The 23,889-nt window shown below is 63.1% G+C and carries 25 protein-coding genes; 17 read left to right on the top strand and 8 right to left on the bottom strand.

What is annotated here, in order from left to right:
* The first annotated feature begins 219 nt into the window (after positions 1-219).
* The 11 genes from RCI06_RS10905 (at position 220) to RCI06_RS10855 (ending at position 12,349) form a co-directional block, all read left to right on the top strand.
* Positions 220-714: a DUF4830 domain-containing protein gene (locus tag RCI06_RS10905; protein ID WP_101549204.1), complete on the top strand. Its 495-nt coding sequence runs from the start codon at positions 220-222 to the stop codon at positions 712-714.
* Positions 715-903: 189 nt separating this feature from the next.
* Entirely contained in the window at positions 904-1,626 is a 723-nt protein-coding gene (locus RCI06_RS10900; RefSeq protein ID WP_306576087.1) for a pseudouridine synthase, read from the top strand.
* Positions 1,627-1,983: 357 nt separating this feature from the next.
* A complete protein-coding gene (locus RCI06_RS10895; protein ID WP_101549209.1) occupies positions 1,984-3,069 on the top strand; it encodes a CdaR family transcriptional regulator in 1,086 nt (361 codons plus the stop codon).
* A 51-nt stretch (positions 3,070-3,120) separates the two neighbouring features.
* Complete coding sequence (gene ftsE / locus RCI06_RS10890) at positions 3,121-3,807, top strand: cell division ATP-binding protein FtsE (RefSeq protein WP_101549211.1); 687 nt, start codon at positions 3,121-3,123, stop codon at positions 3,805-3,807.
* Positions 3,804-4,712, top strand: coding sequence for a permease-like cell division protein FtsX (gene ftsX, locus RCI06_RS10885; RefSeq protein ID WP_101549213.1), 909 nt, complete (start codon positions 3,804-3,806; stop codon positions 4,710-4,712). The genes ftsE and ftsX overlap by 4 nt, the downstream gene beginning before the upstream one ends.
* Before the next feature lie 37 nt (positions 4,713-4,749).
* Positions 4,750-5,979 (top strand): murein hydrolase activator EnvC, encoded by a 1,230-nt coding sequence (locus RCI06_RS10880; protein WP_101549215.1) that lies wholly within the window; start codon positions 4,750-4,752, stop codon positions 5,977-5,979.
* A 177-nt stretch (positions 5,980-6,156) separates the two neighbouring features.
* Positions 6,157-7,986, top strand: coding sequence for a S41 family peptidase (locus RCI06_RS10875; RefSeq protein WP_306576084.1), 1,830 nt, complete (start codon positions 6,157-6,159; stop codon positions 7,984-7,986).
* Positions 7,987-8,346: 360 nt separating this feature from the next.
* Positions 8,347-8,820, top strand: coding sequence for a transcription elongation factor GreA (gene greA, locus RCI06_RS10870; RefSeq protein WP_101549219.1), 474 nt, complete (start codon positions 8,347-8,349; stop codon positions 8,818-8,820).
* A gap of 111 nt (positions 8,821-8,931) precedes the next feature.
* Complete coding sequence (gene lysS, locus RCI06_RS10865; protein ID WP_256152783.1) at positions 8,932-10,449, top strand: lysine--tRNA ligase; 1,518 nt, start codon at positions 8,932-8,934, stop codon at positions 10,447-10,449.
* 36 nt (positions 10,450-10,485) lie between these two features.
* A complete protein-coding gene (locus RCI06_RS10860) occupies positions 10,486-11,154 on the top strand; it encodes a hypothetical protein (protein WP_256152782.1) in 669 nt (222 codons plus the stop codon).
* Between the two features lie 103 nt (positions 11,155-11,257).
* A complete protein-coding gene (locus RCI06_RS10855; protein ID WP_306576082.1) occupies positions 11,258-12,349 on the top strand; it encodes a DUF4097 family beta strand repeat-containing protein in 1,092 nt (363 codons plus the stop codon).
* 149 nt (positions 12,350-12,498) lie between these two features.
* Here RCI06_RS10855 and RCI06_RS10850 read toward each other — a convergent pair whose 3' ends face one another.
* Genes RCI06_RS10850 through RCI06_RS10835 form a run of 4 tightly spaced genes read right to left on the bottom strand, consistent with a single transcriptional unit; the run spans position 12,499 to position 15,028 of the window.
* Positions 12,499-13,698 (bottom strand): DUF1266 domain-containing protein, encoded by a 1,200-nt coding sequence (locus tag RCI06_RS10850; RefSeq protein ID WP_306576081.1) that lies wholly within the window; start codon positions 13,696-13,698, stop codon positions 12,499-12,501.
* On the bottom strand, positions 13,691-13,888 hold the full coding sequence (locus RCI06_RS10845; RefSeq protein WP_306576079.1) for a hypothetical protein: 198 nt from the start codon (positions 13,886-13,888) through the stop codon (positions 13,691-13,693). Before RCI06_RS10845 ends, RCI06_RS10850 begins: the two co-directional genes overlap by 8 nt.
* 12 nt (positions 13,889-13,900) lie before the next feature.
* A complete protein-coding gene (locus RCI06_RS10840) occupies positions 13,901-14,386 on the bottom strand; it encodes a hypothetical protein (protein WP_306576078.1) in 486 nt (161 codons plus the stop codon).
* Between the two features lie 21 nt (positions 14,387-14,407).
* Positions 14,408-15,028, bottom strand: coding sequence for a TetR/AcrR family transcriptional regulator (locus tag RCI06_RS10835; protein ID WP_101549231.1), 621 nt, complete (start codon positions 15,026-15,028; stop codon positions 14,408-14,410).
* Positions 15,029-15,256: 228 nt separating this feature from the next.
* On the opposite strand from RCI06_RS10835, the gene RCI06_RS10830 reads away from it, so the two are divergent.
* From RCI06_RS10830 to RCI06_RS10810, 5 genes are all read left to right on the top strand, one after another.
* A complete protein-coding gene (locus RCI06_RS10830) occupies positions 15,257-15,679 on the top strand; it encodes a GntR family transcriptional regulator (protein WP_370867171.1) in 423 nt (140 codons plus the stop codon).
* A 1-nt stretch (position 15,680) separates the two neighbouring features.
* Entirely contained in the window at positions 15,681-16,562 is an 882-nt protein-coding gene (locus RCI06_RS10825) for an ABC transporter ATP-binding protein (RefSeq protein WP_101549235.1), read from the top strand.
* A 5-nt stretch (positions 16,563-16,567) separates the two neighbouring features.
* On the top strand, positions 16,568-17,200 hold the full coding sequence (locus tag RCI06_RS10820) for an ABC-2 transporter permease (RefSeq protein ID WP_242970891.1): 633 nt from the start codon (positions 16,568-16,570) through the stop codon (positions 17,198-17,200).
* Between the two features lie 11 nt (positions 17,201-17,211).
* The gene (locus RCI06_RS10815; protein ID WP_306576076.1) at positions 17,212-17,844 is read left to right on the top strand and encodes an ABC-2 transporter permease; all 633 of its coding nucleotides are present in this window, start codon (positions 17,212-17,214) and stop codon (positions 17,842-17,844) included.
* 100 nt (positions 17,845-17,944) lie between these two features.
* Entirely contained in the window at positions 17,945-18,277 is a 333-nt protein-coding gene (locus tag RCI06_RS10810; RefSeq protein WP_158595677.1) for a FeoA family protein, read from the top strand.
* A 55-nt stretch (positions 18,278-18,332) separates the two neighbouring features.
* Here RCI06_RS10810 and RCI06_RS10805 read toward each other — a convergent pair whose 3' ends face one another.
* Together RCI06_RS10805 and RCI06_RS10800 are read right to left on the bottom strand one after the other, a co-directional pair.
* Positions 18,333-18,968 carry a phosphoribosyltransferase gene (locus tag RCI06_RS10805; protein WP_306576074.1) on the bottom strand — a complete coding sequence of 212 codons (636 nt, stop codon included), beginning with the start codon at positions 18,966-18,968 and terminating at the stop codon, positions 18,333-18,335.
* 372 nt (positions 18,969-19,340) lie between these two features.
* On the bottom strand, positions 19,341-20,549 hold the full coding sequence (locus RCI06_RS10800; RefSeq protein WP_302823064.1) for a nucleotidyltransferase family protein: 1,209 nt from the start codon (positions 20,547-20,549) through the stop codon (positions 19,341-19,343).
* A gap of 157 nt (positions 20,550-20,706) precedes the next feature.
* Between RCI06_RS10800 and RCI06_RS10795 the strand changes: the two genes are divergently transcribed.
* Positions 20,707-21,903 carry an acetate/propionate family kinase gene (locus tag RCI06_RS10795; protein WP_101549247.1) on the top strand — a complete coding sequence of 399 codons (1,197 nt, stop codon included), beginning with the start codon at positions 20,707-20,709 and terminating at the stop codon, positions 21,901-21,903.
* Between the two features lie 55 nt (positions 21,904-21,958).
* Here RCI06_RS10795 and spoIIR read toward each other — a convergent pair whose 3' ends face one another.
* Both spoIIR and metA read right to left on the bottom strand, forming a co-directional pair.
* Positions 21,959-22,585 carry a stage II sporulation protein R gene (gene spoIIR, locus RCI06_RS10790; RefSeq protein WP_306576072.1) on the bottom strand — a complete coding sequence of 209 codons (627 nt, stop codon included), beginning with the start codon at positions 22,583-22,585 and terminating at the stop codon, positions 21,959-21,961.
* A 52-nt stretch (positions 22,586-22,637) separates the two neighbouring features.
* Positions 22,638-23,576, bottom strand: coding sequence for a homoserine O-succinyltransferase (gene metA, locus RCI06_RS10785; RefSeq protein ID WP_101549251.1), 939 nt, complete (start codon positions 23,574-23,576; stop codon positions 22,638-22,640).
* Positions 23,577-23,889: the final 313 nt, after the last annotated feature.

Here is a 23,889-nt window from a genome sequence, read left to right as displayed (position 1 = left end):
CCGACTTCTTGGGCGCGCAAGAAGTCGGCCCGCCCGCCGGGGCGGGACCCGGCAAGCTCCACCGCTCACTGAGCGGCAAACCTGAGAACCCCCGCCGCCGGAAGGGCGGCAAGCTCCGCCGCTCTCGAGCGGCACAACAGAGGACAGGACGGCATAACAAGTCCCCCGCGCGCGTATACATATAGAACGGAACCGAATACGGCGCGGGAGGTTAGCAGTATGTTTACAGTCTCATTCCGGGTGACCAAAAAGCAGGTGGCCGCGGCGGCGGCGGTGTTTGTGCTGGCGCTGGCGGGGGGCATCTGGGCGCAGGCGGCGCTGTCGGAGCTGCGGGGCGACCCGGCGCAGGCCCCGGCGGAAGCGAAGGTGGAAAAGGTCGCGGCCAAAACGAATGAACAGAGGATCTCCTTCCTCGAAACGTTCGGCTGGGAGGTCGAAGGGGAAGAGGACGAGATCGTGGAGGTCAAAATCCCGCAGGAATTCGACGACGTATTCGAGAAGTACAATGAGATCCAGAAGCAGCAGGGCTGCGATCTGAGCAAGTACGCGGGCAAGCGGTGCAAACGCTACACCTATGTGATCGAAAACTACCCCGGCCAGGCGGAGGGCGTGCGCGCCAACATCCTTGTCTATAAGAACAAGGTGATCGGCGGCGACGTCTGTTCGGTCGAGCTGGACGGTTTCATGCACGGGTTCGCGCAGCGCACCGATTGAACGGGCGGCGCGGATATGGTACAATATCCGCGAGGCGGCTATTGTACCGGACTTATGCGCAGGACGATCCGCGCCCCTGGCGCTTTCGTCCCGATGCGCGATTGTCCCACCGCGCGCTTTGCGCTTGTGGTACAATAGTCCCCGGAATCCCCGCGCGGCAGGCGCCGCGCGGGAGAAGGGGGCGAAGACATGGCGGAAACCGAGCGACTGGATAAGGTGGTGGCCTCCCGGACGGCGCTGTCCCGCCGGGAGGTGCGCCGGCTTGCCTCCCACGGGCAGGTGACGGTGAACGGCCTGCCTGAGCGCTCCTGCGAGCGGCGGGTCGACCCGGATACGGACGAGATCGCCGTGGCCGGCAGGGCGCTGGAAATGGGCCGCCACGCCTACCTGATGCTCAATAAGCCCCGCGGGGTGGTGTGCGCCACCCACGACGACAAGCTGCCGACGGTGCTCGACCTGGTGCCGGAGGAGCTGCGGCGCAGCGGGCTTTTCCCGGCGGGCAGGCTGGACAAGGACACCGAGGGGTTCGTGCTCATCACCGACAACGGGGAGTTTGCCCACCGCATCCTCGCGCCCAGGAGCCACGTGCCCAAAACCTATACCGCGCGGCTGGACAGGCCGGCGGGGCCGGAGCTTGTCGAGGCGTTCGCGGCGGGAGTCGTCCTCGACGGGAGGACGTGCATGCCCGCTCTCCTCGCGCCCGACCCGGACGACCCCCGGACGGCGCGGGTGGTCCTGCGGCAGGGGATGTACCACCAGGTCAAACGGATGTTCGGAGCGTACGGGATCACGGTCACGGCGCTGCGCCGGGACGCGATCGGAGGGCTGGCTTTAGACCCGGATCTGGAGCCCGGAAAATGCAGGAAACTCAGTAAAATAGAGGTAGAACGGATTTTGACGGAGGGGCTGTAAAGCCCGCTGCGGCGGGGAATTTGGCGGTGCGGGCCGCCGGGGAAGGGACAGGCTGTTCAAAAAAGCGACAAAGTTTGGACACACATTGCCTATAAAAATGTAGTATGATGGTCGAAAAGCCTGGTTCCGATCCCCAGAAAAACCGCTGTGGAAAAAATAATGATTTTTCCACAACGAAAATAAGAATTTGTGTTGCAATATATACAAATTTGTTGTAAAATATTCGTAATGGCTTGTAAGATTAAAAACGCGGCCTTTTTTTCGTCCATCTGCGGCGGACAAAAATCGCGCCTCGGCCACAGAAAGATCCATGTGTTTGGCAAAGCACAACCGATTACGAGTAAAGAGGGGATTTGAATGTCAAACAGGCTTTTCCAGGGAATCGTCCACCAGATGAGAGACTGTATCGACAGGGTGATCGGCGTCGTGGATGACAGCGCGACGATCATCTCGTGCAGCGATCTCACCAAAATTGGCGAAACGAGCGATTTCTTTACGCTCGACGTCGGCGACACGAACGAGGTGTTCGTGCGCGACGGCTATACGTATAAGCCGTTTGGCAACAAGATGAAACCCGAATTTGCGGTTTTTGTCGAAGGTGTGGACGATCCCGCCGCAAAATACTGCAACCTCCTGGCGATCTCCCTCTCGTCAATCAAGCAGTATTACGACGAGAAATACGACCGGAACAACTTCATCAAAAACGTCATCCTCGACAACATCCTGCCGGGGGACATCTACGTTAAGGCGCGGGAGCTGCACTTCAACACCGACTCCACCCGCGTCGTCCTGCTCATCCGCATCGTCGCTTCCAACGACATCTCCGCCTTCGACGTCATTCAGAACCTCTTCCCCGATAAGCAGAAGGACTTCGTCTTCAACATCTCCGAGAGCGACATCGTGCTCGTCAAGGAGACAAAGCCCGGCATCGAGTCGAAAGACCTCGAAAAGCTCGCGCGCTCGATCGTGGACACGCTGGGCAGCGAGTTCTACACCAAGGTGGTCGTGGGCATCGGCACCTCGATCGTCGGCGTGAAGGATCTGGCCCGCAGCTTCAAGGAGGCGCAGGTGGCGCTTGAGGTCGGCAAGGTGTTCGACACCGAAAAGGCGATCGTCAGCTACGACAACCTCGGCATCGCGCGGCTGATCTACCAGCTGCCGACCACCCTGTGCGACATGTTCCTGCGGGAGGTCTTCAAAAAGGGCTCGATCGAAAGCCTCGACCACGAGACCCTCTTTACCATCCAGAAATTCTTTGAGAATAACCTCAACGTGTCGGAGACGAGCCGCAAGCTCTTCGTCCACCGCAACACCCTCGTCTACCGGCTCGAGAAGATCAAAAAGCTCACGGGGCTCGACCTGCGGGAATTCGACCACGCGATCATCTTCAAGGTGGCGCTGATGGTCAAGAAATACCTGACGGCGAATCCGGTGAAATATTAATTGTGAAACCTGGCCTGCCGAAAGACAGGCCTTTTCAAAGGCGGTGTACCAGTGATCGAATTCGTCAATGTCTCCAAAGTCTACAAGGCGACGGGGACGCGCGCGCTCAGCAATTTCAATGTGAGTATTGACAGAGGGGAATTCGTATTCGTCGTCGGCCCGTCGGGAGCTGGGAAGAGCACCTTTATCAAGCTGCTGATGCGGGAGGAGAAGCCGACGTCGGGAGAGATCTACGTCAACGGCCAGAACCTCGTGCGCCTCAAGCGGCGCAAGGTCCCCTACTACCGCCGCACGCTCGGGGTGGTGTTCCAGGATTTCCGGCTCATCCCGACCATGAACGTCTATGACAACGTCGCGTTCGCGCTGCGGGTCACCAACGTGTCCGCCAAGGACATCCGCAGCCGCGTTCCGTACATACTCGGCCTGGTCGGGCTTTCCGGCAAGGCCAAGAGCCTGCCCGAGCACCTGTCGGGCGGCGAACAGCAGCGCGTCGCGCTCGCGCGCGCGCTCGTCAACAACCCCCCGCTCATCATCGCGGACGAGCCCACCGGCAACATCGACCCCGATCTCTCGTTTGAGATCGTCGACCTGCTCAGCGAGATCAACAAATGCGGCACCACCATCGTCATGGTCACCCATGAACACAACCTGGTGAGCGAGTTCGATCACCGGGTGATTACGATCGACGAGGGAACCATCATCTCGGACGACCGGAACAGGGGGTACTACGACGAATGAAGGGCAGCAGTTTCGGGTACCTCATCAAGGAGGGCGCCAAGAGCATCTACGCGAACCGGCTGATGTCGTTCGCGTCGATCGGCACGCTGGTGGCGTGCATGCTCCTGATCGGCGCCTCGATGCTTTTTTCGATGAACGTCAACAAGATCGTCGGCTTCGCGGAGACCCAGAACGAGGTCGTGGTCCAGCTGGAGGACGGCCTCGACGAGGAACAGATCGCGGACGTCGGGCTGGAGCTCGGGCTTGTGGACAACATCTATAACCAGCGGTTCGTCTCGAAGGACGAGCTGCTGGAGGAGCAGAAGGCCAAGTCCCCCGAGCTGGAGGACCTGCTCACCGGCTTGGAGGGCGACCAGAACCCTCTCTTCAACTATTACAGCGTGCGGGTGAAGGACCTCTCCGTCCTCACCGGCACGGTCATGCGGCTCGAATCGATCTCGGGGGTTTCCGCGGTGCGCGCCCCCGACGCGGTCGCGGAGGCGTTTTCCAGCATCAAGCGCGCGGTGTCGGTCAGCGGCATGTTTATCGTCGCCATCCTCATTGTCGTGTCGCTGGTCATCATCGCCAACACGATCAAGGTCACCGTCTTCAACCGCCGCAAGGAGATCAATATCATGAAATACGTCGGCGCGACCGACGCCTTCATCCGGCTGCCCTTCTTCGTGGAAGGATTCCTGCTCGGGCTGCTCTCCGCGCTGCTCGCCTTCGGGCTGCTGTGGATCGGCTACAACTATGTGCTCGACGCGGTGTCCCTCAATCCCTCCGCCTTTATCCAGTCGGCCTATCAGAACACGATCCCCTTTGAGGAGGTCGCGCTCGAGCTGCTCGCCTGGTTCGCGGGCGGAGGCATCGGGATCGGCGTGTTCGGCAGCATGTTCTTTGTAAACAGATACCTGAAAGTATGACCTCCGCTGCGGCGGAAGGCGGAAGGGGGGCCTGGATGTGGGCGAAAAGGGCAAACGCGTCTTTGCATGGATGATGGCGCTGCTTATGGCTGTCATGGTCGTGGCGCCGACCGTGTCGATCCTGGTGCACGCGGACGACGACGAGGAATACGAGGACGATTACGACGAGGACGAGGACGACCTCCAGGACATGCTCGACCGCCTCAACAGCAAATACAAGAAGCTGCAGGAGCAGAACAACGCCGTGCAGCAGAAGATCAACGCGGCCGCTTCCGAGAAACAGAAGCAGGTCGTCATCAAGCAGGAGATCGACGGGCAGATCAACACGACGATCGAGCAGATCGACACGCTTGACGAGCGGATCGCGGTGCTCGAGCAGCGGATCTCGGAGAAGACCCGCGAGATGTCCGCCAAGCAGAAGGAGATCGACGAAAACTTCTCCCTCTACCAGCAGCGGCTGCGCGCGATGTGCTCCTTGCAGGGGACAAGCACCCTCGGCCTCGTGCTCGGGGTGGACGACTTTTCCGACATGCTGCTGCGCACCGACGTCGTGACCGCCGTGGCGCAGCATGACACCGACCTGATCAACGAGCTCAAGGAGCAGAAGGCGGAGCTCGAGGCGATCAAGAAGGAGATCGAGGACGACAAGACCTCCGTCGAGGAGGACAAGCGCGAGACGGTCTCCAAGCAGGAGGAGCTCAAGGCCCAGCAGGCGACCGCCGTTTCACGGATTCAGGACATCGCCGCCCAGGAGCAGGAGTTCCTGGCCAACAAGGCCGAGCTCACCAAGCAGATGCAGCAGGTCCAGGCGGAAATTTCGGCGATCATCGCGGAGATCAATAAGACCTCCCTCAACACGAAATATATCGGCGGCGGCATGGCGTGGCCCTCCGCCTCCCTTTTCCAGGTGACCTGCCCCTACGGCTCCCGCTTCGGCGGCAGCGATTTCCACACGGGCATCGACATCTCGGGCGGCGGCGCCTACGGCTCGCCCGTGCTCGCGGCCAACTCGGGCACCGTCAAGGTCGCGAACACCTCCTTCACGCCCGGCTACGGCTACGGCAAGTACGTCATCATCGACCACGGCGGCGGCATCCAGACCCTCTACGGGCATATGAGCGCGCTTTCCGTCTCGGTCGGGGACGTTGTGGCGCAGGGGCAGAAGATCGGCGAGGTCGGCTCGACCGGCTGGTCGACCGGCCCGCACATCCACTTTGAGATCCGCGTCAACAACAAGGCGGTCAACCCGCAGGGCTGGTCCCCGTGACGTGAAAAACAAAGAACCTTCCGGTGAAGGGCGGAGAGTCTCCGCCCTTCGCATTGTCCGGCGCGGCCGCGCCGGGCGGCGGCCGGATTTGGCGGAGGCCGCGGGGCGGCCCCCGCGGACAGAGCGGCCGGCCTGACCCGTCCGGGCGACAGAACGCAGGCCGAAAGGAGACGACTGATGAGCAAAAAGATTTCTTTGGGCGCGGCGATCGCGTTCACGGTGATCGTCATCACGGCGACGATCACGATGACGTGGCTTTTTGCGCGGCGCAGCTTTGACGAGACCGCCTATAACCTCAGCGAGCGCGAGGCGATGTATTCCAAGCTCGCCGAGGTGGACGACTACGTGCGGCAGAACTACACCGGCGCGATCGGGGAGGGCGAGCTGGTCAACCAGCTCGTCACCGGCTACCTCAACGGCACGGGGGACGCGTACGCGCGCTATTACGACGCGGCCGCCTACGCCCGCCTCAAACAGAGCTACAACGACCAGCGGGTGCAGATCGGCATCGTGCCCCGGATGGATGAGAGCGGCTACATCGTCGTCGACGAGGTCTATCCCGATTCGCCCGCGCAGGCCGCCGGCCTGCAGGAGGGCGACCTGATCGTGCGCATCGACGAGACCGACATCACCGCCGAAAACTACAGCGAGGCGGTTTCGATGCTCTACGGCGCGGCCGGCACCAAGATGAATATCGTCGTGCGCCGCGGCGTCGAGGACAGCACGCTGCCCGACATGACCCGCCGCTTCGTCGAGGTCCCGTCGGTCTATTCCTCCATGCTTGAAAACCAGATCGGCCTGGTCGTCATCAAGGACTTCGCCGACAATACCCCCGACCAGTTCACCAAGCAGGTGGACAGGCTGATCGACGAGGGCGCGCAGGGCCTTGTGTTCGACGTGCGCGGGGTCAGCATCACCTCCTCCGGCACCTCCGCCCTCGACTCGGTGGCCGAGGCGCTCGACAAGCTCCTCCCCTCCGGGGTGCTCGCCTCGACCGTCGACAAGACGGGACGGGTGGAAAACACCAAAATTTCCGACGCGCGGGAGGTCACCCTTCCGATGGCGGTGCTCATCAATGAGAAGACCTCGGGGGAGTCGGAACTCTTCGCGGCGGTCATCCGCGATTACAACAAGGGCAAGCTCATCGGCCAGAAGACCGCCGGCAAGGGGACGATGCAGCGCATCTTCCCGCTGACCGACGGCAGCGCGATCGAAATCACGACGGCGGTCTACAACCCGCCGACCAGCCCGAGCTTTGACGGGGAGGGCGTGCGGCCCGACTTCGAGGTCAAGATGAACGACGACTCGATGCCGGGGAACCTGCTGACCGACCCGCAGCTCCAGAAGGCGGTGGATTCGATCATCGCGACCATCCGCATGAACATGACGATCATCGACCTGGAGCCGGAGGAGAGCGGCGGCACGGCGTCCGCCACGTCTCTGCCCGACGCGGCGTACGCGAGCTCCTCGGAGGAGGAGCCGTCCGCCGCCGAATCGTCCGAGACGGCGTCCTCCGGCGAGGAGTCGTCCGCCGCGGAATCCTCCGATATGGAGGAACCGCGGGACGTGTCGGGCGAGGCCTCCTCTGAGGAGGAAGAGGCTTCGTCGAGCGAACCGGAGCCCGAAGCCGAACCGGAACCGGCGCGCGAGCCGCTCGATCTGACGGAATTCAGCGCCGCGATCGACCTGCTGGCGGGGATCACCTTCGAGGTGCCCGCGCCGCCCGCGCCTCCGGTGCAGTCCGAGGCGCCCGCCGCGAGCGAACCCGTCGTGAGCGAGCCTCCGGCGAGTCAGCCCGCCGAATCCCAGCCCGCGGAGAGCGTGGCCCCCGCCGAATCGCAGGCGGAGAGCCAGCCGCCCGCGGAATCCTCCGGGACGGAGAGCGGCCCGGAGGGCTCTTCCTCCGAGGGGACCGCGACCTCCGGGGAGGAGGAGACCGAGTCGTCGAGCGAGGCGTCCTCCGCGCCGCCCGCACGCCTCGGGGCGTTTTCCAGCGGCAGAAGATAAGCGAAGCGTCCGGGCGGCCGCCGAAAGGCGGCCGCCTCTTTTGCGTGTGCGCGGAAAAGCGCCCCGCGCGTGAAACCGGCGGCCCCGTGCATATCCCGCGCGGCCGGGACATAAGATGAAGGGACAGGTCGTAAGAGGGGAGCAGGGAAAGATTACCTGTAAACAATTCCTTAAAAAACTTTGGAACGCTTGACATATTTGAACGTTTTGACTATAATACTAACCATTGCTATACGTCTGGCTGCAAAACGCGCGCGAGAAGCGGGAAGACCCGATGTCCGCGCCGCCGGGGGTATGCGCTTTTTTCGTATCTGCGGGATTTCGTGATGGAACCAAATGCTCTGTAAAGGAGAATGGGATATGGCAACGGAAATGTTAATGACACAAGAGGGCTACGAGGCGCTCAAAAAGGAACTGAATGAACTCAAGAGCGTGACCAGGGGGGAGATCTCCGAAAAAATCCGCGTGGCGCGCGGGTTCGGCGACCTGTCGGAGAACAGCGAATACGACGAGGCCAAGAACGAGCAGGCGGTCGTCGAGGCGCGCATCAAAAAGCTGGAGGACCAGCTCAAGAACGTCAAGATCATCAGCCGGGACGAGATCTCCACCGACGCCGTTTCGGTCGGCTGCAAGGTCAAAATTCTCGACGTCGATTTCGACGAGGAGATGGAGTACGTCATCGCCAGCTCGGTCGAGTCGCATTCCGACCTCGACGCGATCTCCGACGAGTCGCCGGTGGGCAAGGGGCTCATCGGCCACAAGGTGGGCGATGTGGTGGAAATCCAGGCGCCCGCCGCCGTCCTGAAACTGAAAATTCTCGAGATCAGCCGGTAAGCAGAGTCAATATTTTGTAAAAGCGGGCTTTGCAAGAGCCCGCTTTTTTGTTATAATAACCGCATGGCAGACGGGCCGCGGGGCCCGCAACAGATAAAGGATGTGCATACGATGGAAGAATCCCGCAACCTCCCGGAGGGGGAGCTGACCGAGCAGGAGGAACAGCAGAAGCTGTCCGAGGTCCTGCAGATCCGGCGCGACAAGCTGGAATCCTTGAAAGCCGAGGGGAAGAACCCCTTTGAGATTACCACCTACAGCCGCACCGCCTACGCGCGGCAGATCGTCGACCGGTTCGACGAGCTGGAGGGACGGGAGGTGTCCATCGCGGGGCGCATGATGAGCCGCCGCATCATGGGCAAGGCCTCCTTCCTCGACCTGCGCGACGCCTCGGGCCGGGTGCAGAGCTATGTGCGCCGCGACGAGGTGGGCGACGAGCGGTACGCAGATTTCAAGAAATGGGACATCGGCGACATCGTCGGCATCCGCGGCGAGGTCTTCCGCACCCAGAAGGGGGAGATCTCGGTCAAGGCGCACGAGATCGTGCTCCTCTCCAAATCTCTGCTGCCGCTGCCCGAGAAGTGGCACGGCCTCAAGGACACCGAGCTGCGCTACCGCCAGCGGTATGTCGACCTCATCGTGAGCCCCGAGGTCAAGGAGACCTTCGTCAAGCGCTCGAAGATCATCACCGCCATCCGCGGCTACCTGGACGGGCTGGGCTTCCTCGAGGTCGAGACCCCCGTGCTGCACACGATCGCGGGCGGCGCGGCCGCGCGGCCGTTCATCACCCACCACAACGCCCTCGACATCGACATGTACATGCGCATCGCGCTCGAGCTGCACCTGAAGAGGCTGATCGTCGGCGGGTTCGACAAGGTGTACGAGATCGGGCGGGTCTTCCGCAACGAGGGCATCGACACCCGCCACAACCCCGAGTTCACCCTGCTCGAGCTCTATGAGGCGTACACCGACTACCACGGCATGATGGACATCACCGAGGGGCTCATCCGCCACTGCGCGCACGCGGTGCTCGGCACCGGCGTCATCCGGTACGGCGACGTGGAGATCGACCTCGATAAGCCGTTCGAGCGCCTCACGATGCGCGACGCGGTCAAAAAGTACGGCGGCGTCGACTTCGCGGAGGTGGAGACGCTCGAGCAGGCGCGCGCGCTCGCGAAGGAGCACCACATCGAATACGAGGAGCGCCACGGCAAGGGGGATATCCTGAGCCTCTTCTTCGAGGAATACTGTGAGGAGCACCTGATTCAGCCGGTCTTCATCACCGACCATCCGGTGGACATCTCCCCGCTTTCCAAGCGCAAGCCGGAGGACCCCGAATACACCGAGCGGTTCGAGCTCTTCATCCTCGGGCGGGAGCACGCCAACGCGTTCAGCGAGCTCAACGACCCGATCGACCAGCGCGGCCGGTTCGAGCACCAGGCGGCGCTGAAGGCCGCGGGCGACGAGGAGGCCACCGACGTCGACGAGGATTTCCTCACGGCGCTCGAATACGGCATGCCCCCGACGGGTGGGCTCGGCATCGGCGTCGACCGCTTGGTGATGCTGCTGACCAACAGCGCGTCGATCCGCGACGTGCTGCTCTTCCCGACCATGAAGCCGATCAGGGACTGACCGGACCGCTGAACAGACAAAAGGAGGTGGGCGTCCTTGGGAGAACCGGATAAAAAGGAATCCCGTGTGGTGCACAAGCGCAGGCTGGGCATTTTTGTCGTCGCGCTGATCGTCGTCGTGCTGCTCGCGCTCGCCTATTTTTTCAGCGAGGGGACCGACGACGGGAAGCTGACCGTCGTGGCCGCGGTGCGCGGCTACCTCTCGGTCGAGCAGAAGGACGCGCTGACCATGCAGCTGACCGGCTACGCCCCCGATATCGAGGAGGGGGGCGCGCCGGTGACGCTGGTGACCTACGAGTTCCCGGCCACGGGCGGCGGCGACACGGCGAAGATGCTCGGCGAGCTGAGCGGCGCCCTCTCCGAAGGGGACGCCGACCTGGTGCTGCTCGACAGCTACGTCTATGACCTGCTCGGCAACGACACCCTCTTCGAGGACCTTTCCGCGCGCTATCCCGACGACCCGGCGGTCGTCGGGCGGTATCGCTACGCGATCTCGGGCAAGCCGTTTGCCAACGCGGAGGGGCTGGAGGAGCTGCCGACCCTCTACTTCGTGCTGCGCAGCGCCGAATCCAGCGCGGTCAACAGGAACGCGCAGACCCTGGACGACTATGACGTGCGGCGGCGCCTGCTCGACAACGTGGCGAACAGCACGCCCCCGTCGAGCTACGCGGCGCAGGGGCTGGTCGGAAGCGATGAAGAAGCCTGATAAAAGCGGACCTGCGCGCAGGTCCGCTTTTCGCATCCGCCGCGCTTGACAAACTCCCCCCCGCGGCGTAAAGTGGAACCATTAAGACAGCGAGGTGTTTGATATGAAAACGCGCAGAATGCCGGCCTTCCTGCTGGCGGCGGCCGCCGCCCTGAGCATGAGCCTTTCCGCGGCGGCGCTGGCCGCCGGCGCGGCTGATGTGCATGAGAACGTCCTGCCTCCCGCGCCCTCGGCGGACGCGAGTTCCTACGCCGTGGCGCTCGACGGGGAGCAGATGCTCTTCGGTCCCGCCGACTGGAGGCTGGAGGGCAACCCCTTCGCGGCCGCCGCGTCGAAATACGCCTCCGGCGAGACCGTCCACCTCCAGACCCTCCCCGCCGACGGGGTGAGCCGACTGGCGGTCAACGCCGCGCTCTGCGGCGTTGTGATCGAGCCGTCGGACACAGGCAGCTTTGAACTGGATACCGTCGGCGCGTCGGGGCCGCTGGACGCCAGGCTGACCCTTTCGGGCGGGACCCTCACCCTCACGGCGCGGGGCTCCACCGGCCTGCGCTATCTCTGCACCCGTGAGGACGCGCGGGTCAACACCGTCCTGCTGCGGGTGCCCGCGCAGCGGTATTTTTCGCTGACGCTCTCGGCGCGCGACGCGCTCGTGCACGCCTACGGCGAAGCGGTGGGATCGGTCGGCGGCAGCGCCGACGGAGGGATGCTCTACGTCACCGCCGAAAAGCTCTCCGCGCGCTGCACGATGACCTGCACGAACGGCGACATCGTGATCGAGGCGGACGAGATCACCGGGAAGCAGGACGTCCAGACGGACAACGGCGACATCGCCGTCATCGCCGGGAAGGTCGGCGGCGAGCTCTATTTCCGCAGTGAAAACGGGGATATCGCCGTCCGGGCCGAAACGCTCGGCCGCGCGACGATCACGACCCAGAACGGCGACCTGCTGCTCGACGTGAAGGAGCTCACCAAGGACGCCTATCTGAAGGACCTGAACGGGGACGTCCGCGTCAACTTCCGCAAGGAGCCGCAGGACCTCGATTTCGTCTTTTCGGGCGGCAACTTCGACGAGATAAGGCTTCCGCGCGGCTGGGACGGCGGCGTCACCCTCGGAAGCGGCGAGCCGAAATTCACGCTGCGCACGGAAAACGGCGAGGTCCGCGTCACCTTCGGGAAGCTCGAGACCCCCTGACGGAGGGATTCCGGGCCGCCCCCGTGAAAGCCGGCGCTCGCCGCCGCATGATTGACGGATTTGCCGGTGAATTGAAGATGAAAAAACGGAAGAAGGACGCCAATGCTTCATTGGCGTCCTTCTCTGATTCCCCGGCGGGAGGCGCGCGTCTAAGGCTGGAATCCGATTTTCCGCGCGGCGGGCCAGGGGCACTCCCGCCACTGGCCCTCGTTTTCGTCCGGATCCCCGGTGAGCAGGTCCACGGCGGCGTCCGCCAAAAAGCCCAGATAGCTCTCCGCGGCGCAATCGCCGCAGAGCAGCTTCCACATCAGGCCGCCGAACAGGTACGATTCCGCGAATTCCCGCCAGCTGTGCAGCCCCCGGGCCGCCTTTTGGGACAGCTCCCACAGGACGCCCACGGCCTCCCCCTCGGTGATCCAGCCCAGATAGCAGCCCCAGCGGGCCAGCATGGCCGCCCGGCCCACGTCCCAGCCCAGCAGGAAGTCGGGGAGATACCGGTCCTTGAAGTACTGAACAAACCGCCAGCCCCGGCAGACCGACGCCCGGTCCTCCTCGTCCATGCCTTCCTCCAGAAGCTCCTCCGGCGAATCCGCCTCACAGTAGAGGGCGTAGCGCAGGGTGTAGCCCTCCCGGGTCAGGTAGCGGATGGTGTCCAGCAGCTCGCCCCGCCCGTTGATGCCCCAGGAGCGGCGGACCAGGGAGACGATCTGCTGCTCCATAACGGGGATATGCTCCTCCACGTCCATGCCGCCCAGCTCGTGGTCGTTCAGCGTGGAGATAATGCCGGAGAGCAGGATGCCGAACCGGCCCCAGCGGGGGTCGTCCTTGGCGTAGGGGGCCGGCTCGGGCTCGGGCAGGGCGTCCAGTTGAGCCAGCTTTTCCTCCAGCACCTGATAGAGCTCCCGCTCCATCGCCTGGTCGAGCTCCCGCTCCTCATCCTCGCCGTCCTCTTCCTCCATGGCCAGGGTCTCCAGGGCGGCGGCGATGACGCCCATGTCCTCCCCAAAAAGCTGGCCCATCATGCCCTCCGCGCCGAGGGCGGCCGCCGCGGCCACCTTTTCGTCCACCGCCTGCTGGATCAGCTCCTGGTTGACCGCCATCTGCGCCATGGCCTCCGGGCTGAACATCTGGCCAAGGATTTCCACCTGGCGCTGCTGGTTGGCCGCGTCCAGCTCGGCGGCTTGCCCCTCGTCGTTCTGCCGTTTCGCCGCATCTTCCGCCGCTTTTTCGGCGTCCTTCTGCGCCTGCTCCGCAATCTTTCGGCTCTTCTCCATGGATTCCTGGAGTTGCTGTGAGGCCGCGTCGCTGGCGGCCTGGGCCCGCTTCATGAGCTCGTCGATATCAAACATGCTTCGTTTCCTCCTTGTCGGCATTGTCCGCGTCTGGCGGGAGGGGGTGCCATGCGGGGGGCTCTTTTTTGCGGGAGAACAGCCGCTTCAGGCCGCCCAACACCCCCTCGACGATGTGGAACCACAGGTGTCCCACAATAAACACAATCACCAGAGCGATCAGTACCGCGCCAATCTGTCCCCAGGACATATTTCCGCCCCCTTATTTCGTCTTAAACTTGGTCATGAAGAACTCAGTGAACGCCTTCAACTCCTCCTCCTGGGAGACATACACGTACAGCGATTCGTCCTCCAGCCAGTCGTAGGCGTTGATGCCGATGTAGCCCTTCCGGTCGGGGTAGATGATAAAGGCGTCGGTGGGATACTTGTTCCGGTACGCCTTGTGGATCTCAGAGCGGCGGTAATACACAGGGTCGCCGCAGCCGGAGAGGTCCGGAACGGTGGGCACCGCCACGATTGTTTCGGCGGCCTCGTCCCAGCCCACGATCAGGTTGCCGATCTTGCTCTTGCTGCCGCGGACGAGGCCGTAGTTGAAACGGCTCACGTCCTCGGTGAAGCCGAAGAGCAGCTGATAAGCGTCCCCGTTTTCCACCACCTGGTTAAACAGGGCCCGCATCTTCTTTCGGTTGGCGTCGCTTTTGGCCTGGTCGATCTCCGGCCCCTGAAACAGCTTGCTGAAAAGTCCCATACGAATGTTCCTCCTTGATATTTATGGATGATCCTGCCCGCGCAGTGTTTCCATATAGTCCAAAATGGCGTTGAGCTGAAAATCGGTCGCATCATCGGCGGCGTCCGGGAAGAGGAAGGGCAGCGTATCCGGGATCGCTTTGCGCAGGATGGCGGCGGAAAACAGCAGGTTGCCGAGCAGCTTTACCGTCTGCGTCCCGGCGCGGATGCCGAAGGCGCGCAGCATTTCCGTAAAGAACGCAAGCCGTCTTTTCAGGAATTCCCGGCGCTTATCCTCCGACAGACATTTGGCGAGCGCCTGCTGCTCCTCGATGCTCATGATCGCGAAGCGGTCCCGCCCCCCATAACAGACACGGCGGAGGAACCTTTCGACCCCCTCCCGCCAGCCGAGCCCGGGGTCGTCCATCAGCTCCCGCGCGCGCGCCAGCATTTGCGGCTGCTGGTAATAAAACGCCTGCACGACCAGATCCTCCTTGGCCGGGAAGAAGGAATAGAAAAAGGTGCGGGAAATTCCCACCCGCAGGTAGATCTGTTCGATCGTGGTGTGCTGAATGCCCTGCTTTGCCATCAGTTCAAGCCCCGTGGTGATCAGTTCCTTCCTGACCCGCTCCCGCTCCGCCTCGGAATAAGCTATCTTGGGCATGACGTCCCTCCGCTCGAAAATAAGAACAAAATTTTATTTCAGTTTTTATTATACCGGTCCGACGCCTGCTCCGCAAGGCCGGGAAATACGAATTGGAAGAAATACCGAGGGGCGGCGTCTTTTATTGGGCATGTGGCTGTAAGGCCCGGGGAGTCGGCCGTGGGATGTTTTTTTGCATTTCGCAGGAATTTCCTCTTGACAGCGTGACTAACTGTATACATAATATAGATACAGAAAGACACAGTAAGGCGCAGAAAGATCGGAGGCGGTCGTCTGGACATTATCCTGTCGAATTCCTCGCCGCGCCCGCTCTATGAGCAGATCGAGGAACAGATCAAAAACGGAATCCTGTCGGGGGCGCTCGGGCAGGGGGACGCGATGCCTTCCATCCGCTACCTGGCCAAACAGCTGCGGGTGAGCGTCATCACAACCAAGCGGGCCTATGACGATCTCGAGGCGGAGGGCTTCCTCGAGACGACGCCGGGCAAGGGGACCTATGTGTCGCTTGCCGGCCGCGACCGCCTGCGGGAGGTCGCCATGAGCCAGATCGAGGGGAAGCTCTCGGAGATCATCGACGCGGCAAAGTCGATCGGCCTGACGCTCGACGAGCTTTGGGAGATCACGGCCACGCTGTACAGGGAGGAACCATAGGATGGATCAGAACGTCATTGAGATCACCGGACTGAAAAAGCGGTTCGATAAGAGCGGTTTTGTGCTGGACCTGCCCCGCCTCACGGTGCGGGAGGGGTACGTGACCGGCTTCATCGGCGAGAACGGCGCGGGCAAGACCACGACGATCAAGCTCGTGATGGACCTGCTCTTCCCCGACGAGGGGGAGGTCAGGGTGTTCGGCCGGGAGGCGCACGCCTTTTCCGAGCAGATCAAGCGGGATCTGGGCTACATCGGGGAGCAGACGGGCTTTCTCGGGCAGGCGAAGCTCAGGACCCTGCGCGAGATGGTGAAGCCCTTCTATCCCAACTGGGACGACGTGGTCTTCCGCCGTTATCTCGACCGCTTTTCCCTCGATCCGGGCAAGAAGTTCAAGGACCTCTCGAAGGGCAAGCAGAAGCAGTTCGCGCTTGCGCTGGCGCTCTCCCACCACCCGAAGCTGCTGCTGATGGACGAACCCACCGCGAATCTCGACCCGTTGGTGCGGCAGGAGCTGCTCGACATCCTCGCGGACGAGATCGAGCAGGAGGGGGTCAGCGTCTTTTTCTCCACCCACATCACCTCCGACCTCGACAAGATCGCCGATTACATCCTCTTCCTGCACGGCGGGAAGCTGCTGCTCGAGGGGGAGAAGGACGTCCTTACCGACAGCCACCGGATCGTCAAGGGACGCCGCGAGCTGCTGACCGGCGAGGTCGAGAGGCTGCTCTGCGGGGTGGAGGCGACCGAGTTCGGCTTCCGCGGGCTCGCGGGGGACCCCGGCGCGGTGCACGCGCTGCTCGGCGACGAGGCGCTCTACGAGAAGCCGACGGTCGAGGACCTCTTCCTCGGCTATACCCGCAGGGAAAGGGGGGAGGCGCGGTGAAGGAGATGCTTTCCGTCATCCGCATGGACCTGCTGAAGCTGCGCAGCGTCGCGGGGGCGATGTTCCCGCTGCTCATCATCGTGTTCTTTTTGTCCGCGACGCTGAGCGTCAGCGCGGCGGTCTTCCTCTATGTGATCGTCGTCTACTTCTTCGTGTACACCCCCGCCGCTTACGACGAGCAGAGCAAGGGGGACTACCTGACCGGCTCGCTGCCCGTGCGGCGGGAAAAGCTCGTCGCGGCGAAATACCTCTATGATCTCGCGGTGGTCGCCGGGGCCTGCCTGGCGGCGCTGGCCGCCGGGGGGATCGGCGCGGCGCTGAAGCTCGGCCGGGGCGGCTCGGTGACGGGGATGCTGCCGGTGCTCATCCTGATCGGCTGCGCCTTCACGGCGTTCGTCCAGCCGCTCATCCTCGGGTTCGGCGTGACGAGGGCCCGCTACTGGATCCTGGCCGCCTACGCGTTCGGCGTCGCGGCGGCGACCGTGCTCGGCATGAACGTGGGCGGAACGCGCGCGCAGATGCCTTCGGCGCTGCCCGGCTGGCTCGCCCCGCTGCTGATCCTGTTCGGCGCGGCGCTGCTCGCGGTTTCCTATCCCATCGCGCGGCGGCTCTACGCCCGCCGCCAGTTCACCGACTGAGGAGGCCCGCCATGCGAAACGTGCTGCTGCTCTGCCGGACGGACTGGTTCCGGCTCGCCGGCCTGCCCAGGTATTCCCTTGTTTACCTGCTCATTCTGGCCGGCTTTTCCGTCTCCACCCATGTGGCCCCGATCGGCTATATCATGGCCTGCTACGTCCTGTCCGCCACGGTCGTGGGCTTCGACGACAACAGCGCGGCCGGGCTCTTCACGGGGACGCTCCCCGTCAGCCGCGCCCAGATCGTGTGGGGGAAGTACTTCTTCTGCACCGCGTTCCTGCTGCTGGCGGACGGGGTCGTGCTGCTCGTGAACCGCGCGGCCGCCGGGCTGCTGCCGCCCTCCGTCAATCCGCTGCCGATCGGCTCGCTGCTCGCCCTCCAGTTCTGCGGCGCCGCGGTCATCATCGCGGTATCGCTGCCGCTCATCCTGCTGCTCGGCTCGATCCGGGCGCGCTACGGGCTGGTCGCGATCTACATGGCGGTCTTTTTCCTCCTCTTCCGGTACGCCTCGGAGGCGGGGCGCGGGGGGATTCCGCCGCTGCCGTCCGATGCGGTTTCCCTGCTCTGGCTGGTCGGGGCGGCGGCCCTGCCCGCTTCCGCCCTCATCACCGTGTGCCTCTACCGGGAACACGAATATCTGCAGTAGCGGGCGGGCCCTTCCGGCGAAACCGCGTTGACAAACGGGAGGGGCTGTAGTAGCATAAATGTGGAAGCCCCGCTCGACGGGGACGGAAGGAGGCCTTCGGATGATCAGGCTCAGGCAGGGGACCCCGGGTAAGGTCTACACGGTAAGCTGGGTGAAAGGCGGCGGCAGGATCGCCCGCCCGCTGGAGGAGCGCGGCGTGGTCGCGGGCGTCGACGTGACGCTGCTCTCCCTCACGCCGGAGGGGAACGCGCTGGTGCGTCTCCGGGACAGGGAATTTTCCCTCACCCCGGCGGAGGCGGAAAACCTCGTGGTGGACGCCCCGCTCGTGCGCAAGAAGGGGGACCCGGTGTTTCTCGGAGGGTGCTGCGGCTACGGCAACACCTCCGCGATGTGGGAAAAATACGTCAACGGAGACGCGCCGTCCGAGGACTGACCGCGTCAAAAAGCCCCCGCCGCTTTCGCGGCGGGGGCTTTTACCGTTTATGCGCTCAGAGCTGGGAGAAGCCGAAGCTGTTGGCCAGCGCGTCGATCTTGCGGCCCTGCTTGCACATCGGGCAGTCGCGGAAGGAGTTCGACTGGTAGCCGGGCAGGTCGGCGGCGGAGAAGAGATGGGTGATCGGGTAGCCCTCGATCTCGTCCTGCACGCTGAACACGGCGGTGATCCCCTCGGCGATGCCGCCGTAGTAGGCGATGCATTCGAGCGCGCGGTGGATCGTCTTGCCGGTGGTGACCGAGGCGAGCAACAGGAGCACATGCCTGCCGGTGAGCATCGGGATGAGGTTGTCGCGGAAGATCATCTGCCCGTTGGTGTTGAACTCGGGGGTGACGACGAAAATGTCCTTTTCGCTGTTGACCGATGCGAGGTTATTTTTGGCGAGCTCCTGCGCCAGGAACGCGCCGATGACCTCGCTGCCGTCCATGCAGATGATCGTGTCGACGGGCTTCTCATAGGCGTAGTGCTGCGCGAGCGTGACGGCCGCCTCACGCGCCATCACGAAATCGTGCTTCATCATCGTGATGTCGATGTAGTAGTTGATGTGGGAATGGCTCGTGACAAAGTGGCCGGGAATCGCGGTGATCTCCAGGTTGCGGTTGCTGGACGATACGATTTTAACCGAATTCATAACCATAGCTGTTCCTCCATTCTTCGCACATACCTTGTGTCCAATGTTATTATACCATTTTTTGCCGCGGGGGACAAGAAAAAAGCCGCCGTTCCCTCGGAACGGCGTGCTTTTTTCCGGTTTTACCGGGAAACGGGAAAAACGATCCCCCGGCGTCCGGCCGGGGGATTCTTTTTCGCGCTTTCTGAAGAAAGCGCCCAAAGACTTTTTGATTAGGCCGGCCTCCGCCCGCCCCGCCTCCCGCGGCCCGTGCGGGAGGGACGGGGACGGAACCAACCGGCAGGGGCGGCGAATGCGGCGGGCCGCCGCGCTTCGCCTGCACCAAAAGTTTTAAAAGGGGTTTGGGGAAACTTTTTCAAAAGTTTCCTCAAATTATCTCACTGTAATCTTCTGGGTATAGTCGGAGCCGCAGGGCTGGACGGCGGGCAGACCGAGGGAATAGAGGTCGGTGGCGCGGGCCTCGAGGGAAGCGAACCGCGCGCAGGTCTCGTTTTTCTCCGCGAGCTTAAGCAGCGAATGGGATACGGGGATACGGGTGGTCCTGTTGGCGGCGGAGAGGATCTCCATGCCGCGCTTGTTGAAGGAGAGGACCCGCGCGTAGGGGGGCGGCAGCGTCATGAGGCCGGAATCCGTGCCGAGGTAGGCGTTCCACACGAGCCGCCGGATGCGGGAGAGGGGATAGCGCTTGGTTTTGACGAGGGAGAGCAGCTCGTCGAGGGAGACGGCGGCGCGCACCCCGTCGTAAAGGCGGTTGTCGAGCCCCTCTCCCGACACGTCGGGCAGGGCGGAGAAGGCGCTCTTCTCCATCCGCCGCAGGACGGAGAGCACCGCCGTGTTGAGGCTGTGCGGGCCGAAGGGCATCAGCCCGGCGGCCGCGGCGGAGCGGTAGACGCTCATCGCGGGCGCGGGGACGTAGGGCGCGAGCGCCTCGGCCGATTCGAGGTCGAGCAGGTTGCGCAGGTGGGAGGCGGAGGCGAACTGCTCCCCGGGTTCCCGCGCGTCGTGGGCCGCGCCCGCGCGCGGGATGGTGAAGGGCGCGATGCGCAGCTCCTGGAGGGAGATCTGCTTGAGATATTCCACCGCAAGGGTGTTGTTGGGGGAGGAGAGCACCTCCGCCACCTCGGGGCCGTAGAGCTCCTCGACCGCCTTCTGGCGGGCGCGGGCGTAGGTGACGCCCGTATCGAGCAGGTTTTTCGTGTATTCGCCGCAGTAGGGGGCGAGCACCGCGCCCGCCGCCTTCGCGAGCAGGTCGATGTCGCCGCACTCGCTACCGAAGGCGAGCACGTCGACGCACCCCAGCCCGCCAAGAATCCCGACCGCACCGGCCGCGAACCGCTCGGCGGTGGCCATCGCGTAGGGGAGCGGAAGCTCGAGCACGAGGTCCGCCCCGCAGGCGACGGCGGCGTTGGCGCGCACCGTTTTGGGCGCGCAGGCGGGCCCGCCCCGCTGCACGAAGCTGCCGCTCATCACGGCGACGATGTGGGTCGCGCCCGCCGCGCGCGCGGCCTCGATCAAATGCGCGTGACCGTTGTGGAAGGGGTTGTATTCCGCGACGATTCCCGCGACGACCTGATTGCCCATCCGATTCCCCTCTTTTTGCCCGGCGGCTGGCGGAAATATTTGCGGCATTCCCGGCAAGCGCCTTGTATTTTTAGCCATAGTGTAATAATATATAAATGTATGTGTCGATGTCAAGCAAAGGGACCATCGGGCAACAACAAAGAAAGGGAGAGCAAACATGAAGATACTGGTTATCAACGCGGGAAGCTCGTCGCTGAAGTATCAGCTGATCGATATGGAGGAGGAGCAGGTGCTCGCGAAGGGCAACTGCGAGCGGATTGGGATCGACGGGGTGATCACCCACAAGGCGGGGGAGCGGAAGACCTCCTACGAGGTGCCCTTCCCGACCCACACCCAGGCACTGAAGGAGCTGGTGAAGCTGCTGACCGAGGGGGAGGGCCGCGCGATCGACAGCGTGCGGGAGATCGCCGCGATCGGCCAGCGGATCGTGCACGGCGGCGAGTTGTTCACTAAATCGGTGCTCATCACCGACGACGTCCTCAAGGGGATCGAGGACATCTGCGACCTGGCCCCGCTGCACAACCCGGCGGCGGTCCAGTCGATCCGCGCCTGCCGCGACGTGTTTGGGGACACCCCGCAGGTGGCGGTGTTCGACACCGCCTTCCACCAGACGATGCCCGAGAAGGCGTATATGTACGGCCTGCCCTACGAGTATTACGAGAAATACCATGTGCGCCGCTACGGCTTCCACGGCACGAGCCACCGCTATGTGAGCAACCGCCTCTTTGATATTTCTGACATCAGCCGTTCGGGCAGCCGGATCATCACCTGCCACCTCGGCAACGGCAGCTCGCTCTGCGCCATCAAAAACGGCATCTGCATCGACACCAGCATGGGCTTCACCCCGCTCGACGGCTTCATTATGGGCACCCGCGCGGGCAGCATCGACGCCTCGATCGTGACCTACCTCGCCGAGAAGGAGGGGCTGTCGATGAAGGAAATGAGCGACATGCTCAACAAGAAATCCGGCCTGCTCGGCCTTTCGGGCATCTCGAGCGACAACCGCGACGTCACCCGCGCGGCGGACAAGGGCGACCCGCGCGCCCAGCTCACGGTGGATATGCTCTCCTACCAGATCAAAAAGTTCGTCGGCAGCTACGCGGCGGCGCTCGGCGGGCTTGACGCGGTCGTCTTCACGGGCGGCATCGGCGAGAACGACCACCACGTCCGCAAGCGCGTCTGCGCCGACATGGAGTTCCTCGGGCTGAGCATCGACGTGGTCGCCAACCGCGAGGCGCAGGGACAGGAGCGCAACATCTCCGCGCCCCACAGCCTCGTCGAGACGTGGATCATCCCGACCAACGAGGAGCTGCTCATCGCGCGCGACACGGAGGAGATCGTCTCGCGGGCGTAGTCCCCGAATCCAGAATCAAAAAGCCGGGGCGCGGTCACCGCGCCCCGGCTTTCCGTTACTCCGGGTCCGTATCTTTTCCAAAGAGCTTCTCGAAGACCTCGACGACGGCGAGCTTGGGTTTAAAGAGCGGCTCGCTGTTGAGCGTCTCGATCTCCTCGAAGGCGGGCATGTCCTCTGCCATGGCGGCGGAGACGCAGATGGGCGGGTACATGACGCACCACCAGTTGTGCCCCGCGCCCTCTCCGATCGTGACGCGCACCGCGTCGTAATCGCCGGCGGGCAGCATGAGGTCGTCGTACTGCCGCGTGGTGAAGTACATGCGGCAGAGCTCGGCGCGCACCGGCGCGTCCACCCCCGCCTCGTCGAGCGCGGCGCGGGCGGCAGATTCGATGGCGGGCAGGTTCTGCCGCGCGGTCTCCTTCGCGTCCGCCTGGGTCTGCGGCCCGGCGAACACGCCGCCCACGTCGGCGAGGATGCGGTCGCGCACCCGCAGCTTTACCTGCTGGTCGGCGGGGCTGTCCGAATTCGCGAGGATATGTAGACGGACCACGTCGGCGCGCACGGCGTCGCACTCCTGCCCGAAGGCGGCCACGTTGGAAAGGAAAACCGCCAGCACGATCCCCAGCAGCACCGCGAGATCGAGGCGGGTAATCAGTTGGAAACGCCGCTTTTTGTATTTCATGAAAAATCCCCCCAGCTTTCGTTGGAGGGATTTTTGACCGCCTTTCGCGGCATTATACAGTCGGAGGGGTATTTTCGTCGAGCTCCTCGAGATCGTAGGGGGTCGTCTGGTAGACGTAATAGTTGAGCCAGTTGCAGTAGAGCAGGTTCGCGTGCCCCCGCCAGGTGTAGGGCGGCTTCTGCTTGGGGTCGTTGTGGGGGAAGTAGTTTTCCGGGATGTGGATGGGCAGTCCCTTCTCCAGGTCGCGGAAGTATTCCTGCGAGAGGGTGTCGCGGTCGTACTCGGAGTGCCCGGTGATGAAAAACTGCCGTCCGTCCCGCCGGCCGACCATATAGACGCCCGCCTCCTTGGAGGAGGCGAGGATCTCCAGCTCGGGGCAGCGGTCGATCTCCCGGCGGCTGACCGTCGTGTGGCGGGAGTGGGGGACGTAGAAGAGCTCGTCGAATCCGCGGGTGATCGAGTGGTTCTCAACAAGCAGGCGGTGCTGGAAGATGCCGAAGAGCTTTTCGTCGAGGGGGTATTTGTTGACGCCGTAGTGGTAGTAGAGCCCCGCCTGCGCGCCCCAGCAGATGTGCAGGGTGGAGTAGACGTTCTGCTTGCTCCACTCCATGATCTCGCACAGCTCGTCCCAGTACTCGACCTCCTCGAACGCCATCTGCTCGACCGGCGCGCCGGTGATGATCATGCCGTCGAACCGCTGCCCGCGCAGGTCGTCGAAGGTCTTGTAGAACTTGAAGAGGTGCTCGGACGGCGTGTTCTTCGAGGTGTGGGACTTGGTCTGCATCAGCTCGATGTCCACCTGGATGGGGGAGTTCCCGAGCAGCCGCAGCAGCTGGGTCTCGGTCTCAATCTTTTTGGGCATGAGGTTCAGGATGACGATCTTCAGCGGGCGGATGTCCTGATGCAGCGCGCGGTACTCGGTCATCACAAAGACGTTCTCGTTTTCGAGGATCCGGGAAGCCGGCAGGCTGTCCGGGATTTTAATCGGCATGGGGATACCACCTTCGACGTTTGATAACCTTCATGATAGCGCATTGCGCCCGCAAAATCAAGGGAGGACGGGCCCCGGCGCGGGCCGCTCCCAATTTTCATAAAAAAACTTTGGGAAACCCGTTGACAAAATTTTTTGATTATGGTATTATACAAAAGCTGTCTCGTGCATAACGACAGAAATGCCCGGTATGCGACAGCGGCCAGCACCTTGAAAAATGAACAACGAGAGAAGAGAAACGAGGAACCCGAAACGGAAGTTTTGGGGGAATCACCCTTGAAAAGAATTTGAGTATCTCCGGATACAAAAGCGA

It is taken from the genome of Anaerotruncus massiliensis (ex Togo et al. 2026) (assembly GCF_030825285.1).
Lineage (GTDB): Bacteria > Bacillota > Clostridia > Oscillospirales > Ruminococcaceae > Anaerotruncus > Anaerotruncus massiliensis.
Note: the sequence above shows the minus strand (reverse complement) of the source record. Positions and strands in the feature narration are given on the sequence as shown.